At 71.1% G+C, this 15,146-nt stretch carries 16 protein-coding genes; 12 read left to right on the top strand and 4 right to left on the bottom strand.

Annotated elements, in window-relative coordinates:
• The 8 genes from dmpG to C1A38_RS28830 all read left to right on the top strand — a co-directional run.
• A partial coding sequence (dmpG, locus tag C1A38_RS28865; RefSeq protein WP_102660847.1) for a 4-hydroxy-2-oxovalerate aldolase occupies positions 1-710 on the top strand: 710 nt, incomplete at its 5' end.
• Positions 707-1,480, top strand: coding sequence for a 2-keto-4-pentenoate hydratase (locus C1A38_RS28860; RefSeq protein WP_102660845.1), 774 nt, complete (start codon positions 707-709; stop codon positions 1,478-1,480). The genes dmpG and C1A38_RS28860, both read left to right, overlap by 4 nt.
• A complete protein-coding gene (locus C1A38_RS28855; RefSeq protein WP_102660844.1) occupies positions 1,477-1,908 on the top strand; it encodes a RidA family protein in 432 nt (143 codons plus the stop codon). The genes C1A38_RS28860 and C1A38_RS28855 overlap by 4 nt, the downstream gene beginning before the upstream one ends.
• A complete protein-coding gene (locus C1A38_RS28850) occupies positions 1,905-2,429 on the top strand; it encodes a 3-hydroxyanthranilate 3,4-dioxygenase (protein WP_102660843.1) in 525 nt (174 codons plus the stop codon). Before C1A38_RS28855 ends, C1A38_RS28850 begins: the two co-directional genes overlap by 4 nt.
• An 11-nt stretch (positions 2,430-2,440) precedes the next feature.
• Positions 2,441-3,442, top strand: a complete 1,002-nt coding sequence (locus tag C1A38_RS28845) for an amidohydrolase family protein (RefSeq protein WP_199180364.1) — start codon at positions 2,441-2,443, stop codon at positions 3,440-3,442.
• 112 nt (positions 3,443-3,554) lie between these two features.
• Complete coding sequence (locus tag C1A38_RS28840) at positions 3,555-5,018, top strand: amidase (RefSeq protein WP_102660841.1); 1,464 nt, start codon at positions 3,555-3,557, stop codon at positions 5,016-5,018.
• A gap of 46 nt (positions 5,019-5,064) precedes the next feature.
• Positions 5,065-5,376, top strand: coding sequence for an aa3-type cytochrome oxidase subunit CtaJ (ctaJ, locus tag C1A38_RS28835; protein WP_438803755.1), 312 nt, complete (start codon positions 5,065-5,067; stop codon positions 5,374-5,376).
• Positions 5,363-5,776 carry a DUF5130 family protein gene (locus C1A38_RS28830; protein WP_013735462.1) on the top strand — a complete coding sequence of 138 codons (414 nt, stop codon included), beginning with the start codon at positions 5,363-5,365 and terminating at the stop codon, positions 5,774-5,776. Before ctaJ ends, C1A38_RS28830 begins: the two co-directional genes overlap by 14 nt.
• A 169-nt stretch (positions 5,777-5,945) precedes the next feature.
• On the opposite strand, the gene pepN is transcribed toward C1A38_RS28830, so the two are convergent.
• On the bottom strand, positions 5,946-8,495 hold the full coding sequence (pepN, locus tag C1A38_RS28825; RefSeq protein WP_102660846.1) for an aminopeptidase N: 2,550 nt from the start codon (positions 8,493-8,495) through the stop codon (positions 5,946-5,948).
• Positions 8,496-8,710: 215 nt separating this feature from the next.
• Between pepN and C1A38_RS28820 the strand changes: the two genes are divergently transcribed.
• The 3 genes from C1A38_RS28820 (at position 8,711) to C1A38_RS28810 (ending at position 11,944) form a co-directional block, all read left to right on the top strand.
• Positions 8,711-9,334, top strand: coding sequence for a DsbA family protein (locus C1A38_RS28820; RefSeq protein WP_102660839.1), 624 nt, complete (start codon positions 8,711-8,713; stop codon positions 9,332-9,334).
• Between the two features lie 777 nt (positions 9,335-10,111).
• A complete protein-coding gene (locus C1A38_RS28815) occupies positions 10,112-11,317 on the top strand; it encodes a DUF1015 family protein (protein ID WP_102660838.1) in 1,206 nt (401 codons plus the stop codon).
• Between the two features lie 159 nt (positions 11,318-11,476).
• Positions 11,477-11,944 carry a ribose-5-phosphate isomerase gene (locus C1A38_RS28810; RefSeq protein WP_102660837.1) on the top strand — a complete coding sequence of 156 codons (468 nt, stop codon included), beginning with the start codon at positions 11,477-11,479 and terminating at the stop codon, positions 11,942-11,944.
• 196 nt (positions 11,945-12,140) lie between these two features.
• Here the strand turns inward: C1A38_RS28810 and C1A38_RS28805 are convergent, their stop codons facing one another.
• Together C1A38_RS28805 and C1A38_RS28800 are read right to left on the bottom strand one after the other, a co-directional pair.
• Positions 12,141-12,461 (bottom strand): hypothetical protein, encoded by a 321-nt coding sequence (locus C1A38_RS28805; RefSeq protein WP_102660836.1) that lies wholly within the window; start codon positions 12,459-12,461, stop codon positions 12,141-12,143.
• Positions 12,462-12,662: 201 nt separating this feature from the next.
• Positions 12,663-13,895 (bottom strand): GNAT family N-acetyltransferase, encoded by a 1,233-nt coding sequence (locus C1A38_RS28800; protein ID WP_102660835.1) that lies wholly within the window; start codon positions 13,893-13,895, stop codon positions 12,663-12,665.
• 114 nt (positions 13,896-14,009) lie between these two features.
• Here C1A38_RS28800 and C1A38_RS28795 point away from each other — a divergent pair, with 114 nt between their 5' ends.
• Entirely contained in the window at positions 14,010-14,552 is a 543-nt protein-coding gene (locus tag C1A38_RS28795) for a hypothetical protein (protein WP_102660834.1), read from the top strand.
• Positions 14,553-14,901: 349 nt separating this feature from the next.
• On the opposite strand, the gene C1A38_RS32090 is transcribed toward C1A38_RS28795, so the two are convergent.
• A partial coding sequence (locus tag C1A38_RS32090) for a hypothetical protein (RefSeq protein ID WP_233197091.1) occupies positions 14,902-15,146 on the bottom strand: 245 nt, incomplete at its 5' end.

The raw sequence follows: 15,146 nt of genomic DNA, 5'->3' as shown, positions 1-15,146 counted from the left end.
TGTCGCACATGAACGACCCGGCCGCACTGGCCGCGCAGGCCAAGCTGATGGAGTCGTACGGGGCGCACTGCGTCTACGTCACCGACTCCGGTGGTCGGCTGCTGATGTCCGATGTGGCGCAGCGGGTCGACGCGTACCGGCAGGTCCTCGATCCGAGCACCCAGATCGGCATCCACGCCCATCACAACCTCTCGCTCGGCGTGGCCAACAGCGTGGTCGCCGTGGAGCACGGCCGGATCGTCGGCGACGGGCCGCTCGGGTCACCGTCCGGGCGTACCGTCCGGGTGGACGCCTCGCTGGCCGGGATGGGTGCCGGGGCCGGCAACGCGCCGCTGGAGGTCTTCGTCGCGGTGGCCGAACTGCACGGCTGGAAGCACGGCTGTGACGTGTTCGCGTTGATGGACGCCGCCGACGACATCGTCCGCCCGTTGCAGGACCGGCCGGTCCAGGTCGACCGCGAAACCCTCTCCCTCGGGTACGCGGGGGTCTACTCCAGCTTCCTGCGACACGCCGAACGTGCCTCCGCCCGGTACGGCGTCGACGTCCGCTCGATCCTGGTCGAGCTGGGGCGGCGGCGGATGGTCGGCGGCCAGGAGGACATGATCGTTGACGTGGCGCTGGACCTGGCCCGCGACGGTGCCGGTGACCCGGCCCGCGACGACGCCGGGGAACCGGCGGTCACGCAAGCGCGAACCGAGGAGCAAGCATGAGCGGGCTGGACCCGGCCGGCATCGCCGAGCAGTTGGACAAGGCCGCCACCACCGCCACCGCGATCCCGCAGCTGGCCGCCGAGGTCGGCCTCGACGTCGACGCCGCGTACGGGGTGCAGACCGCCCTGGTGCAGCGTCGCCTCGACCGGGGCGAGCGGCTGGTCGGCCTGAAGATGGGGCTGACCAGCAAGGCGAAGATGGCCCAGGTCGGCGTCGACGAGGTGATCTGGGGGCGACTCACCGACGCGATGTGGGTGCCCGACGGGGGCAGCGTCGACGTGTCGACCTACATCCACCCCCGGGTCGAGCCGGAGGTGGCGTTCCTGCTGGACCGCCTGCCCGAGCCCGGCGAGCCGCTCGGCGCGTTCACCGACGCCGTCCGCGCGGTCGCCCCGGCGATCGAGCTGATCGACTCCCGGTACGCGAACTTCACCTTCTCCCTGCCGGACGTGATCGCCGACAACACCTCGGCCGCCGCCTTCGTGATCGGCCCCTGGTCGCCGGTGCCGGACGGGCTGGACAATCTCGGTGTGCTGCTGGAGATCGACGGCCGGGTGGCGCAGGTCGGCTCGACCGCGGCGATCCTCGGCGACCCGCGCCGGGCCCTCGACGAGGGCGTCCGCCTGGCGGGGCGGCACGGGGTGCGGCTGCGTGAGGGCTGGGTGTTCCTGGCCGGCGCGGCCACGGCCGCCGTCCCGCTGCGGCCCGGCGCTCAGGTCCGGGCAGTCGTCGAGAAGCTCGGCACCGCCAGCCTGAAGGCCGCGTCATGAGCGCGGAAGGGGCGCGGGTCGTCGCCGGGAAGGCTGTTCCCCGTGGTGCGTTCCCGCACGTCAAGGTGGCGAACGGGTTCGTCTTCGTGTCGGGTACGTCGTCACGGCGGCCGGACAACAGCTTCGCCGGAGTGTCGGTCGACGAGTTCGGTACGACGGACCTGGACATCCGGGTGCAGACCCGCGCGGTGATCGAGAACATCGGTGACCTGCTGCGTTCGGTCGGCGCCGACCTGTCCGACCTGGTGCAGGTGACGTCGTACCTGGTCAACATGAACGATTTCGGCGGGTACAACGAGGTGTGGGCGGAGTTCTTCGACGCCACGGGGCCGACCCGGACGACCGTGGCCGTGCACCAGTTGCCGCATCCGCACCTGCTGATCGAGATGCAAGCCGTGGCCGTGCTGCCCCAGGGAGGTCAGTCGTGAGTGAGATCGCCGAGCCGTTCAGCTTTCCGGGCTGGATCGCCGAGAACCAGCACCTGCTCAAGCCGCCGGTGGGCAACAAGGAGATGTTCCCCGGGTCCGACGACTTCATCGTGATGGTGGTGGGTGGCCCCAACCAGCGCACCGACTTCCACGTCGACCCGTACGAGGAGTTCTTCTACCAGGTCAAGGGCAACATGCACATCAACCTGATGACCCCGGAGGGGCCGCGTACGGTGCACGTGCGCGAGGGTCAGATGTGGATGCTGCCGCGCAACGTCCCGCACTCGCCGCAGCGCCCGGAGCCCGGCTCGATCGGCGTGGTGGTGGAGCGGGTCCGTCCGGAGGGCACGCTGGAGAAGTTCCAGTGGTACTGCCCCGAGTGCGGGCACAAGGTGCACGAGGTCGAGTTGCAGGTGCGCGACATCGCCGCCGACCTGCCTCCGGTGTTCGGCGCGTTCTACGCCGACGAGACGGCCCGCACCTGCGACAACTGCGGCACCCTGCACCCGGGCAAGGGCTGATGGCCCAGCCGCTGACTCACCCGGTGGTGGACGTGCACTCGCACGTCGTACCGAAGGGGTGGCCGGACCTCGCCGCGGCCTGCGGCGGGTCCGGCTGGCCCTGGCTGCGCATCGACTCCGAACGCGCCGCCATGATCATGGTCGGGGAGACCGAGTTCCGCCCGATCGGCGCGCAGTGCTGGGACGCGCCGACCCGACTGGCCGACATGACCGAAGACGGGGTCGACGTGCAGGTCGTCTCGCCCACCCCGGTCTTCTTCGGCTACGAACGCCCGGCCGACCAGGCGGTGAAGGTGGCCCGCATCTTCAACGACCTGACCCTGGAGGTCACCGCGGCCGGTGGCGACCGGCTGCTGCCGTTCTGCCAGGTGCCGTTGCAGGACCCGGACGCGGCCTGCGCCGAGTTGGACCGCTGCCTGGCGGCCGGCCACGTCGGCGTGGAGATCGGCAACCACGTGGGTGACCGGGACCTGGACGACGCCGGGATCGTGACGTTCCTGACCCACTGCGCCCAGGTCGGCGCCCCGGTCTTCGTCCACCCATGGGACATGCCCGGCGGCCCTCGGCTCGACCGGTGGATGGCCCGCTGGCTGACCGGCATGCCGGCCGAGACCCACCTGTCGGTGCTGTCGATGATCCTCGGCGGGGTCTTCGACAAGGTGCCGCCCAGCCTGCGGATCTGCTTCGCGCACGGCGGCGGCAGCTTCCCGTTCTGGCTGGGACGGGCCGACAACGCCTGGCACCGCCGAGGCGACCTGGTACGCGGTGCCTCCGCCGCCCCGCCCAGCTCGTACGTCGACCGCTTCTTCGTCGACTCGGTGGTCTTCGCGCCACCGGCGCTGCGCCTGCTGGTCGACACCATGGGCGTCGACCAGGTGCTGCTCGGCAGCGACTACCCGTACCCGCTGGGGGAGCGGCCGGTCGGCCAGGTGATCCACGACGCCGACTTCCTCACCGAGGACCAGCGCGCACGGTTGCTGGGCGGCAATGCCCGACGCTTCCTGTACGGCTGACCGGGGCGCCCGCTCCTGACCCGCAGCGGTCCTGCTCGAAGTGGCTGAAATCGGTCATCTTGATCGGCGCGTGCCGACCGCATCGTGCTGACGGGCAGGGCAGGATGGCTCTATGGCCGAGCCGCACGACCTGACCGCGTTGGAGCAGGCCGAGGCGATCGTCCGTGGTGAGTTGTCCAGCCTGGAGGTGGTCGAGCACCACCTGCGCCGCGTCGACGCGCTCGGCGACACCGTCGGCGCGTTCGTCACGGTCACCGCCGGCCAGGCCCGCGAGGCCGCCCGCGCCGCCGACACGACACCACCCGGTGAACGCGGGCCGTTGCACGGCGTACCGACCGCGATCAAGGACCTGACGTTGACCGCCGGGGTACGCACCACCTTCGGCTCGGCCGCCTTCGCCGACTTCGTCCCGCCGGTCGACGCCGACGTGGTGCGGTTCATCAAGGCGGCCGGACTGGTCAGCCTCGGCAAGACCACCACCTCCGAGCTGGGCTGCTCGCTCTACTCGGAGGGGTTGGTGGCCCCGCCGGCCCGTAACCCGTGGGACCTGTCGTACACCGCGGGTGGGTCCAGCGGAGGCGCGGCGGCGGCGGTGGCCGCGGGCCTGGTGCCGGTGGCGCAGGGTTCCGACGGTGGTGGCTCGCTGCGCATCCCGGCGTCCCTGTGCGGCCTGATCGGCTACAAACCCAGCCGTGGCCTGGTCTCCAGCGGTCCGCTCGGCTTCGGCGCCTACGGCCTGCCGAGCAACGGGCCGATCGGGCGTACGGTCGCCGACGTGGCCGCGTTGCTCGACGTGATGGCCGTCGCGGTGCCGGGCGAGCCGTACCTGCCGCCGCCCTCGCCGGCCGGGGGCTACCTGGGTGCGGCCCGGGCCGCCGCGCCGGGTCGGCTGCGGGTCGGCCGGTTCACCGCCGCGATGCTCGTTGACGAGCCCGTGCACCCGGACTGCGTCGCCGCGGTGGACCGGGCCGCCGCGCTGCTCACCGCCGCCGGCCACGAGGTGGTCGAGGTGCCACCGCCGCTCGGGCCGGAGGTCTGGCCGCTGTTCGAGACCCTCTGGTACGTCCTGGCGCTCACCCCGGTGCCGCCCGAAGGGGAGCACCTGCTGCTGCCGTTGACCCGATTCATGCGGTCCCGAGGTGCCGACGTCTCCGCCGGCACCCTGACCACCACCCTGGGCGAGCTGCAAACGCAGGTACGCGCCGGTGTCCGCCGTACCGCCGACTGTGACCTGCTGCTCTGCCCGACGTTGTCCGCGCCGCAGGCTCCGGTCGGCTGGTTCACCCGGGGGCGCACCCCGGAGGAGGACTTCGACCGGCAACGCCGCTTCTCGCCGTACTGTGCGGTGTTCAACGTCACGGGTGATCCGTCCGTCTCGTTGCCGGTCGGAACGACCGCCGAAGGGCTGCCGGTGGGGGTGCTCCTCACCGGACGGTACGGGGCCGACGCGACACTGATCGCCACAGCTGCGCAGCTTGAGCGCTCCTGTGGCGGTTGGGATCGCCACCCCGTGGTCTGGCGGGGCGTCGACTCCGCTAACGTGAGTGGCAGCGGAGTCGGGAGGTCACCGCGGTGATCCGTCACCCGATCCGGTCGAAGGTCTCTCTTTCCGCCTGGGGGCGTTGGGATTGTCTGTAACCGACACGTTGCTGGTCTTCGTCGGCATCCCGGCAGCCGTCGTGCTGGTGATCGCCGGCCTCGTGTACGCGGGCAGCAGCCGAGACGGCGGTGGCGGCGCGAAGCGCTACCGGCCGGGCCGTCCGTTCAACTTCACGCCGGTCTGGTTCCTCGGTGAGCCGGGCGAGCTGGCCGACTCGGCCGGCGCGGTGCTGGCCGCCGGTGCACAGGCACCGGCGTTGACCAGCCGCAAGCAGGAGCAGGCCGGCGTCGAGACGCCGGCCGGTGGAACCGGAGGCGCAAGTGACCGTTGGTGAGATGCAGCCCGAGACCGGGACGGAGCCCCGGCCCGACGTGCTCGACGGGCCGTTCTCGACCCGCCAGCTGCTGCGCATCGACGAGGCGCTGCGGCTGGCCGACCGGACGACCGGACTTGTCTTCTCGGTCTTCGTCGGCGGTCTCGACGAGCCGATCCGGGAGCACGCCGAGCGGCTGCACCGGCAGCTGGCCAACCCGGACCGCTCGGTGCTGATCGCCGTCTCGCCCAACCAGCGGCAGCTGGAGATCGTCACCGGCCGGTACGCCCGCAAGCGGGTCCCCGACACGTACGCCAAGATCGCTGCGCTGTCGATGGTGGCCTCGTTCGGCGGTGGCGACCTGGCCGGCGGCATCATCCAGGGCCTCGACCAGCTCTCCCGCTACGCCGGCAAGGGCTGACCGCTTCCGATACGTAAAGAGCCCGGCCCCGCGACGTGCGCGCGGGCCGGGCTCTTTCCTGTCGCTGGCCGGCCGGCTGACTGGCTGACTGGCTGACTGGCTGGCTGGCCGGCTACGGCGGCCGGTGCCGGCGCGGGAGTGACCCACGCCGGCACCGCTGCCGTCCACCTCAGGCGCTGCGCGCGTCCCGCGCCCGCGCCGCCACGGCCCGGACCACCCCGTCGCGGCCCTCGGCCACCAGCCGGCGCAGCGGTGCCGGGCTGCCCGGCTGCGCCAGCCAGGCGTCGGTCGCCTCGACGGTGTCCTCCTCGACCAGGTACGCCGGGTAGGCCAGCATCGCGAACTCCTGCGCCGGTTCGCTGTCCCGGTTGGCCCAGACCTGTCCCACGACCTCGAAGTACCGCGGCCGGTACGGCGTGATCAGTTCGACCTGCGCCGGGTGGCTGAAGCCCTGCAGCAGCGCCCGGTTGCGCCAGTTCGGCAGCGCCTCGGCACCGGTCAGCTGGGCCCAGACGGCAGCCTTGTTCTTCTCGGTCGGCACCAGCGCGTGCGCGTACGTGGCCTCCCGCTCACCGCTGGAGGTCCGGTCCCGGGCCAGCTCGGCGTCGATCTCCGGCGCGCCGGCCACCCCGTTGGCCACCAACGCCTGCAGCACGCTCCACCGCAGCTCGGTGTCGATGGTCAGCCCTTCCGTCACCTGCGTGCCGTCCAGCCAACCGCGCAGCACGGCCAGGTCCTCCGGGTCGCGGGCAGCCGAGACGTACGCCCGCGCCCAGGCCAGCTGGAACCCGCTGCCCGGCTCGGCCGAGGCGACGGCGGTCCGCGCGGTACGGGCCAGCTCGGCCCAGCCGGTGGGCGCCCAGGCCGGGTCGGCGTAGAAGGTCAGGGCGCTGCTCGCCTGACGCAGGGTGGCGGTGACCAGGTTGATGTCCGTCTCGGCGGGCAGCCCGGCCAGCACCAGCGAGATGTAGTCGCGGGTGGCCAGTTCGGCGTCGCGGGTCATGTCCCACGCCGCCGTCCAACACAGCGCCCGCGCCAGTGACGAGTCGAAGCCGGCGATGTGCTGCACCACCGTGGCCATCGACCGCTCGTCCAACCGCAGCTTGGTGTAGGTGAGGTCGTCGTCGTTGAGCAGCAGCACGTCGGCCGCGGGCACGCCGACGAGCTGGGGCAGCTCGGTCAGCTCGCCGTCGATGTCGACCTCCAGACGCTCCCGGCGGACCAACCGGCCCTCGGTGAGGTCGTAGAGCCCGACGCCGATGCGGTGGGTACGCAGGGTCGGGTACCCCTCCGACGCCTCCTGCCGCACCAGCACCTGCTGGTACGTGCCGTCCGGACCGATGGTCAACTCGGGCCGCAGGGTGTTCACCTGCGCCGTCTCCAGCCACTGGCTGGCGAAGGTGCGCAGTTTGCGGCCGGAGGCGGCCTCCAGTTCGGAGAGCAGGTCGTCGAAGGTGGCGTTACCCCAGGCGTGCTTGGCGAAGTAGGCCCGCAGACCGGCCAGGAAGGACTCCAGGCCCACGTACGCGACCAGCTGCTTGAGCACGCTGGCGCCCTTGGCGTACGTGATGCCGTCGAAGTTGACCTCGACCGCCTCCAGGTCGGGCATCTCACAGTAGACCGGGTGGGTGGAGGAGAGCTGGTCCTGCCGGTAGCCCCAGTTCTTGCGGATCGACAGGAACGTCGTCCACGCCTCGGTGAACCGGGTGGCGTGCGTGTTGCACCAGTGGCTGGCCCACTCGGCAAAGGACTCGTTGAGCCACAGGTCGTTCCACCAGCGCATGGTGACCAGGTCACCGAACCACATGTGGGCCATCTCATGCAGGATCGTGTTGGCCCGCTGCTCGTACTCGAAGTCGGTGACCTGCGAGCGGAACAGGTAGTGCGACTCGGCGTGCGTGACACAGCCGAAGTTCTCCATCGCGCCGGCGTTGAAGTCCGGCACCCACAACTGGTCGTACTTCGGCAGCGGGTAGCGCACACCGAACTGCTCGTGGAAGAAGTCGAAGCCCTGCTTGGTGATCAGGAACAGGTCGTCGCTGTCCAGGTACTGCGCCATTGAGGTCCGGCAGAACAGGCCCAGGTCGATGCCGTCGTGGCTGTCCCGCACCTCGTGGTACGGCCCGGCGCACAGCGCGGTGATGTAGGTGCTCATCCGCGCCGAGGTGGCGAAATGGACGGTCTTGAGGTCGTCGCCGGCCGGCTCGACACGCTCCACCGGTGCGTTGGAGATCACCTTCCAGTGCTCCGGGACGGTGGCGTGCCAGGTGTAGACGCTCTTGAGATCCGGCTGGTCGAAGCAGGCGAAGACCCGCTGGGCGTCGGCCGTCTCGAACTGGCTGTAGAGATAGGTCTCCCCGTCCACCGGGTCGACGCTGCGGTGCAGCCCCTGCCCCGAGTTCGAGTACGCGAAGTCCGCGTCGACGACCAGGACGTTCTCGCCGGCCAGCCCGGTAAGCGTCAGTCCCTTCTCGGCAGAGAAACCGGCCAGGTCGATCGACGTGCCGTTGAGCGTCGCCGAGCGCACCGAGTCGGCCGCCACCTCGATGAAGGTGCTGGCACCCGGTTCGGTGCAGCGGAAGTGCACCTCTGTGATCGATCGGAAGGTACGACCCCCCGCCGCGTGGACGGCGCTGGACAGGTCCAGATTGATGTCGTACCCCGTCACGTCGAGCAGGCGAGCCCGCTCGGTCGCCTCGACCTGCGTCAGGTTGCGCACTCCCGGCACGTTCGTCTCCATCCCGTTCTCGCCGTACCACGGCCACGTCGTCGTGGACCGCCCGTGACGGCCCGTCCGATGCCGAGTCTTCCATGCGCGGGCACCCGGTGGTGGGCGAGGTCACGCAGCCGTTTCCAGCCCTGTCGGGCGGGCGTGGAGTAAGGATCGGAGGGTGCACCGCAGGCACGGTGCCATCGATGCGAAGGGACCTCACCATGAACGAGCGCAGCAGCGTCGACATGTGGTTCGATCCGATCTGCCCCTGGGCGTGGATCACTTCCCGCTGGCTGCTGGAGGTGGAGCAGGTCCGCGACATCGAGGTCCGTTTCCACGTGATGAGCCTGTCGGTGCTCAACGAGGGCCGCGAGCTGCCCGAGCAGTACCAGGAGTCGATGCGTACCGGTTGGGGGCCGGTCCGGGTCTGCATCGCCGCGCAGCAGCGGTACGGGCCTGCCGTGCTCGGCGCCCTCTACACCGCCCTGGGCACCCGCATCCATCTGAGCAAGGAACGCCTCGGCCCGGAGTTGTTCGCCGCCGCCCTCACCGATGCCGGCCTGGACCCGCAGCTCGCCGCCGCCGCCGAGGACAGCCGGCTGGACACGGCCCTGCGGGAGAGCCACGAGGAGGGCATGCGCCCGGTCGGCCTGGAGGTCGGCACCCCGGTCATCCACGCGCCGGGCCTGGACGGACGGCAGGTGGCCTTCTTCGGCCCGGTGGTCACCCCGGCACCGAAGGGCGAGGCCGCCGGTCGGCTCTGGGACGGTGTGCTGCTGGTCGCCAGCACCCCCGGCTTCTTCGAACTCAAGCGCAGCCGCGATCTCGGACCCACCTTCGACTGAGGTGTAAGGAAGGGCACCTTATTAACGCCTCGTGCATAGCCCGGGCCCCTCGTTAACACCACACCTACTTCGCCTCCGAACTCGCCTCGCGTGCCGGGTGCGGCGTCACCGCTGCCTTCGCGGACTCGTTTGACCGGGTGTCCGCAGAGTGCTGGCGGGCCGTACTGTGCCCGTCGGCCGCCGCTCGTGGAGGCGTCAGATGGCCAAACACCGTGCCCCGGTCGATGACCGTCGGAGCCGTAGGGAGGGGATCGGCAGCGCCGCGCCCTCTCCCACGGCGAACCTGCGCTGGCCGGTGCCCCGGCAGGATGTCGCCGAGAGCTGGCCGGCGCCCCGGCAGGAGCGTGCTGAGGACCGTTCGGCACCTCGGCAGGACCGCACTGAGGGCTGGTCGGGGCTGGGGCAGGAGCGCGGCTTGATGTGGCCGAGCCCACCTCCACACAGTCCCGACGGCCGGCCGGTACCGCAGCAGGAGCACCCGCTCAACGCGGCGGGGCCGCTGGGTCGTACCCCGGTGGTGGGCGTTGCCCGCGTTCCCGCCACCTCACGATTGACGCCGCCCGGCCGGGAGGTCCGCAACCAGGGCCCGCGGCCGGTGCGGCGGCCGGCGGTGCTGCCGGCCCCCGCCGGCCGGCATCGTCGTGCGGGCGAGTCGGAGTGTTAACAAGGGCACCTTGCTCTACCTGAGGCGTTAAGCCGGGGCCCTTCCTTTCACCTGGTGGGCGGGGTGTGGGTCCGGCGACGGAGCGGGAAGTGGCGACGGTAGCGTCATGGGTCATGACGGTCGTGCACCCGATCACCCGGGCTTGGATCACCACTGGCGGCACCGGAGCGCAGAACTATGACGAGTTCGCCGACGACGCGGAGATCACCGCGATCATCGAGGCGAATCCGCACAGCGCCCTCGGCATCGAGATGCCGCACCGGGCTCCGGAGAGCCTCGGCAAGACCTTCGGCGACGCCCTGCCGGACGCCGTGACCCGGCTCGCCGAGGCGAAGGCCGACGGCAGCTACACCCCCGCCGAGCAGGTGGTGGTGCTGTACCGGATCACCGCACCCGGCGAGGAGCCCGCGTACGGCATCTTCGCCATGGTCGACACCGATCAGATCTCCACCCGGGCCGACGAGCCCGGCCTGGTCATCCGCAACGAGGACGTCTTCATCGCCAAGGTGCGCGAGCGGGTCGCCCTGGCCGAGGCGCTGGGTCACCTGCTCTCGCCCGTACTGCTGCTGCAGACCGGGCGCGGTGACGAACTGCACGCCGCGCTCGCCAGGGCCACCGACGCGGCCGGCGCCCCCGCCGCCACCGACACCGACCAGGCCGGGCGTACGCACGCCATCTGGCTGCTCGGGCCGGGCCCGGAGCAGGACGAGCTGACCGCGCTCGCCGGCGGTGGCGAACTGGTCGTCGCCGACGGCAACCACCGCAGCCTCGCCGCCCAGACCGGCGGGTTCCGTCGCTTCCTCGCGGTGGTCACCACGCCCGCCTCGGTGGCCATCCAGCCGTACAACCGCCTGGTCAGCGAGCTGCCGACCACCCCGGACGAACTGCTCGACCGGCTGCGCGCCGCCGGCGCGCAGATCACTGCCACCGACGGCCCGGCGCAGGTCCCGGCGACCGGCGGCAGCGTCGTGCTCCAGCTTCCCGGCCAGGCGTACGACGTGACGCTGCCGCACACCGGCGCGAACCGGTTGGAGAACCTCGACCACGCCCTGGTCGAGCGGCTGCTGCTGCGTGAGGCCCTCGGCCTGGACCCGGGCGACAAGCGGATCACCTATGTCGGTGGCGACTACCCGGCGAGCTGGCTGACCGGTGAGGTCGAGGCCGGCCGGGCCGAGCTGGCCATCCTCATCGCGCCGGTGACCGTGGACGACTTCGTCGCGGTCAACCTGGCTCGGGAGAAGATGCCGCGCAAGAGCACCTGGTTCACCCCGAAGGCGCGCGGCGGCCTGGTGGTCGCCGAGTTGCCGGACCCCGCGTAAGACCCCGCGCCACCCGGTCGGGACGTCGATCCCGGTCGGTGCGGATGCCGGGTGGGCCGGGTGTGACGTGATGCTGCCGACCCCGCGGAAGGTGGCGTCCGTCGCGCCCGGCCCCGCCCCGGCGGTGCCCGGTCCGACGGGCCTGACAGACTGCCCGGTATGCGCGTCTACCTGGGATCCGATCACGCCGGTTTCGAGTTGAAGGTGCACCTGGCCAACCACCTCGCCAAGCAGGGGTACGAGGTGGTCGACGTCGGCCCGCACGTCTTCGACCCGGACGACGACTACCCGGCCTTCTGCCTGCACGCCGGCACCCGTGTGGTGGCCGACCCGGGCAGCCTGGGTGTGGTCATCGGTGGCTCCGGCAACGGCGAGCAGATCGCCGCCAACAAGGTCGCCGGGGTCCGTGCGGCGCTGGCCTGGAGCGTCGAGACGGCCCAGCTCGGCCGGCAGCACAACGACGCCAACGTGGTCGCGGTCGGTGCCCGTCAGCACACCCTCGACGAGGCGACCGCCATCGTCGAGGCGTTCCTGACCACCGCCTTCTCCGGCAGCGAGCGGCACGCCCGCCGGATCGCGCAGGTCGCCGACTACGAGCAGACCCGCAAACTGCCCGACCTGCCCTGACCCCTCCGCACCTGCCCTGGGCAACCCCATCCGTCGGGATCCGCTCGGGGCCGCGCCAGCACCGCGCCTCGATCCGGGATCGAGTGGTCTCCCCGTCGTCGGGACACCACTGGATCCCGGATCGAGCACGATCTGGAACCGCCAGGTGCCAGGTGCCACGCCAGGTGGGGTTGGTCGGCCAGCACGTCGGCCGGCGTCAGCGGCGGGGGAGTTCGTCGCGGGGGGTCCAGTTCCGCCGCACGATGACGATGTCGGCTTCGGCTGCGGCGAGGTCCTCGTCGGTGGGCCGGGCGGCGTCTCTGGCCCGCATGGCCGCTGTCACGCTCACCTGTGACGAGCCCGAGCCGACCAGCCCGCGTAGCCCACGCTCGTTCTCCTCGGCCCCGCCGCGTCGTCCGCGAGGCGGCTCCGTGTTGTCGTGCACCCCTGCTGTGGTCGCTGCGGCGCTGGAATCAGCGGTCCCCTGTGCTCCGCCCTGGTGCCGGTGTCGTCGTCGCCGTCGTGCCTCGTCCGCCACCCCCCGACCCTACCTGGGCTGACGGTTGTCGATCACGGTCTCGGGGCTTTCTCCACCCCCGATATTTGACACTGAAAGCACACACGGGCACGGCAGTAGGCGCTGTCAGCGGTGTGACGTGGGGTCGGACGCAGCACTGTGCCGCCGGTCAGGAACCGGCTCGGCTCCCGACCGGCGGTCGGTGTGACTTCCGTGCAGGGGTCAGAAGACTTCCAGGGCCGAGGGGGTGCGGTGCCAGATGAACGCGGGGTCGGCGGCGGCCAGCGCACCGGGCTGCAGCTCGCGTACCCGGCCGGCGTCGGCCAGGGCGGTCAGGGTGCCACCCCCGAGGAAGAGTTCGCCCAGGCAGCTGATGTCGCAGGCCAGGTCGGCCGGACCATTCGCCGGTACGCAGCTGGCCGTCTTCGGGCCCCCCTGTAGCCGCCACCGGCCGCTGTTCTCCGGCAGCAGGTCGTCGGTCACCTCGATGACCACGTCGACGTCGGTGGCGTAGCGGCGAGCGGCCATCGCGGCCGGCACGTCCACCACGCGTACCCACAGGGCGTCGACCAGCCGCGGGTTGAGTCGGCGTGGTTCGTCGACCAGCCGCAGCAGGGGCTCGTCCACGGCGGCCCGGAGGAAGGTCACCTGGCGGGTCAGGTCGATCGAGAGCAGCATCCGCCAGATCGCCCGGTAGCCGGCGACACTCGTCGCCACCACCTCGTCGACGCTGGTCTGGCACTTCGGGCCGGTGCCGTCCCAGTCGGACTTGGTGCGGAACAAGCCGTACCCGTCGACGCCGTCAGGTCCTTCGTGCAGCACCACCCGTCGTTCGGTGGCACCGCCCCGGTGGGCCTCCGGATCGAGCAGGACGTAGCGCCACCACCGCTCGTCGCGGGCGGACCAGCCCGGCCGGGCCGCGCGTACGGTGTCGTACACCCGGGAGAGGTCGGCCAGGCGATCGGCCGGACGGTCCAGGCGTAGCCGGCCCTCGTCGGCGGTCGGCGGCGGTAGCCGCAGCTCGTTGGTGTCGCCGGTGAGCTGCAGGCGCTGCGCCGCCAGCCCGTAGCCGAAGCGCGGGTAGATCCGTCCCTCGCTGGCCCAGAGCACCGTGACCGGTTCCCGGCGGGCCTCGTGGACCTCGCGTAGTTGTCGACGCATCAGCGCGGTGAGCAGACCACGCCGCCGATGGGTGGGCGCCACCCCGACCATGCTGACGTGTGCGGCCGGCACCTCACCGCCGGGCACCCCCAACGCCCGGGTGAACGCGGCAGTGGTGCCGACCAGTTCGGGACCGTCCCGTACCAGCAGGGCACGTTGCGGTTCGAAGATCACACGCTCGGTCTCGTGGGCTTCGGGTTCGAGGCCGTGGTGGAACAGGAAGTTGAGGAAACGGCCCATCTCGTCGAAGTCTTCGGCGCGGGCGCTGCTGATCGGCAAGGAAGTGCTGGTCACCGCTCGTGTGTATCGGATAGGTGCGGGTGCGGCGACCTATTTGCCGGCTGGCTACCCTCGAAGCAGGGCCCGGCGGTGATCAAGTTCATCGCCAGCCGAGGGGGAGGAAACGACATGGCCGACCAGACGCAGCCGTGGGCGGAACGGACCGTGGAGGTGCCGCCACCGCAGCCCGGCGCCGGCATTCCGCCGCAGCGTGACCCGTACCGGCGTGGCGTGGCCTCGGTGGGGGCCAGCGCGGCGCGTACCGAGCCGTTCACGGCGGTGGACCAGGTGCCGACGGGCACCGGCTGGCCGGGCGAGCCCGCGCCGCGCCGGCCGTTGAGCTGGCACATGGCGCAGTTGCGCAAGGGTGGCGAGTGGAGCGCTGCGGGCGCCCTGTTCGCTTTCGTGTGCTGGGGAATCTGGGCGATCTCCGGCGGCGGTGATCTCGCCGGACCGTTCCTGGTCTTCGTGCTGAGCCTGCTGGTGGCGGCCGGGCTCTTCGCGCTGACCCGGCTGCTGGGCCGGTTGGTGCTGGAACGGCAGTTGGGTCGGGTACGGCGCAGCGCCCGTGGCGCCCACCTGGTCACCGCGCTCTTCCTGACCGGACTGGGCATCGCCTACCTGCAACAGACCCAGTGGGTCATGGACGCCTGGAACTGGCTGACCACCTGAGGTCGCGTCGTCGGGCGGGTCGGCGCGTCATGCCGACCCGCCCGACGGCACCGGTCGCGGGCATCGCGACCGGAAGGTCGTCACTCCACCAGGACGGCCGCTGCATACCCGGACGGAGCCGGTTCATCCCCCGAGTCGGGTACGGTACGTGCGCGACCCGCCACACTACGGACATGACGGCACCTGTCCGGATTGGTGGCAAATTTATGATCGTCACCGCATTTTGGGTGCGCGGACACATTTTCCGGTAAGAGGAAAGTGGCCCACCGGCGGGTGGAATATTGCAACCTCAAGCTTCCCTGGCTCGTGAAATTTCCATGTACACAGGTCTTCCTAAATGTGAATGCGTCTATAGGATGGCTCTGTGAGTAACGGGGCACAGGTCACGGGCGACGGATTCCCGGGGGGCGCGAGCGTCCCGGTCACCGTCCTCCGGCTGGACCGTCCCGAGCTCGACGGCACCCGTCTCGTCGTACGGGCCGTCGATGTCGAGCTGCGTGAACGTCGTCGCGGGCACCACCTTGCACCACTGGGATACCGGCTCTTCGAAGTTGAGCGGGGTGCGCTGATCGATCCGGCCCGGAGATGAGGGCT

The sequence above is a fragment of the Verrucosispora sp. ts21 genome, from assembly GCF_002879555.1.
In the GTDB taxonomy this organism is placed as follows: Bacteria; Actinomycetota; Actinomycetes; order Mycobacteriales; family Micromonosporaceae; genus Micromonospora; species Micromonospora gifhornensis.
Note: the sequence above shows the minus strand (reverse complement) of the source record. Positions and strands in the feature narration are given on the sequence as shown.

What these genes read in the sequence shown, in the direction of transcription:
- C1A38_RS28860 (WP_102660845.1), top strand. Translation starts at nt 707, where the DNA reads ATGAGCGGGCTGGACCCGGCCGGCATCGCCGAGCAGTTGGACAAGGCC.
- C1A38_RS28840 (WP_102660841.1), top strand. Translation starts at nt 3,555, where the DNA reads ATGGCCGAGCCGCACGACCTGACCGCGTTGGAGCAGGCCGAGGCGATC.
- C1A38_RS28810 (WP_102660837.1), top strand. Translation starts at nt 11,477, where the DNA reads ATGCGCGTCTACCTGGGATCCGATCACGCCGGTTTCGAGTTGAAGGTG.
- C1A38_RS28855 (WP_102660844.1), top strand. Translation starts at nt 1,477, where the DNA reads ATGAGCGCGGAAGGGGCGCGGGTCGTCGCCGGGAAGGCTGTTCCCCGT.
- C1A38_RS28815 (WP_102660838.1), top strand. Translation starts at nt 10,112, where the DNA reads ATGACGGTCGTGCACCCGATCACCCGGGCTTGGATCACCACTGGCGGC.
- C1A38_RS28795 (WP_102660834.1), top strand. Translation starts at nt 14,010, where the DNA reads ATGGCCGACCAGACGCAGCCGTGGGCGGAACGGACCGTGGAGGTGCCG.
- C1A38_RS28820 (WP_102660839.1), top strand. Translation starts at nt 8,711, where the DNA reads ATGAACGAGCGCAGCAGCGTCGACATGTGGTTCGATCCGATCTGCCCC.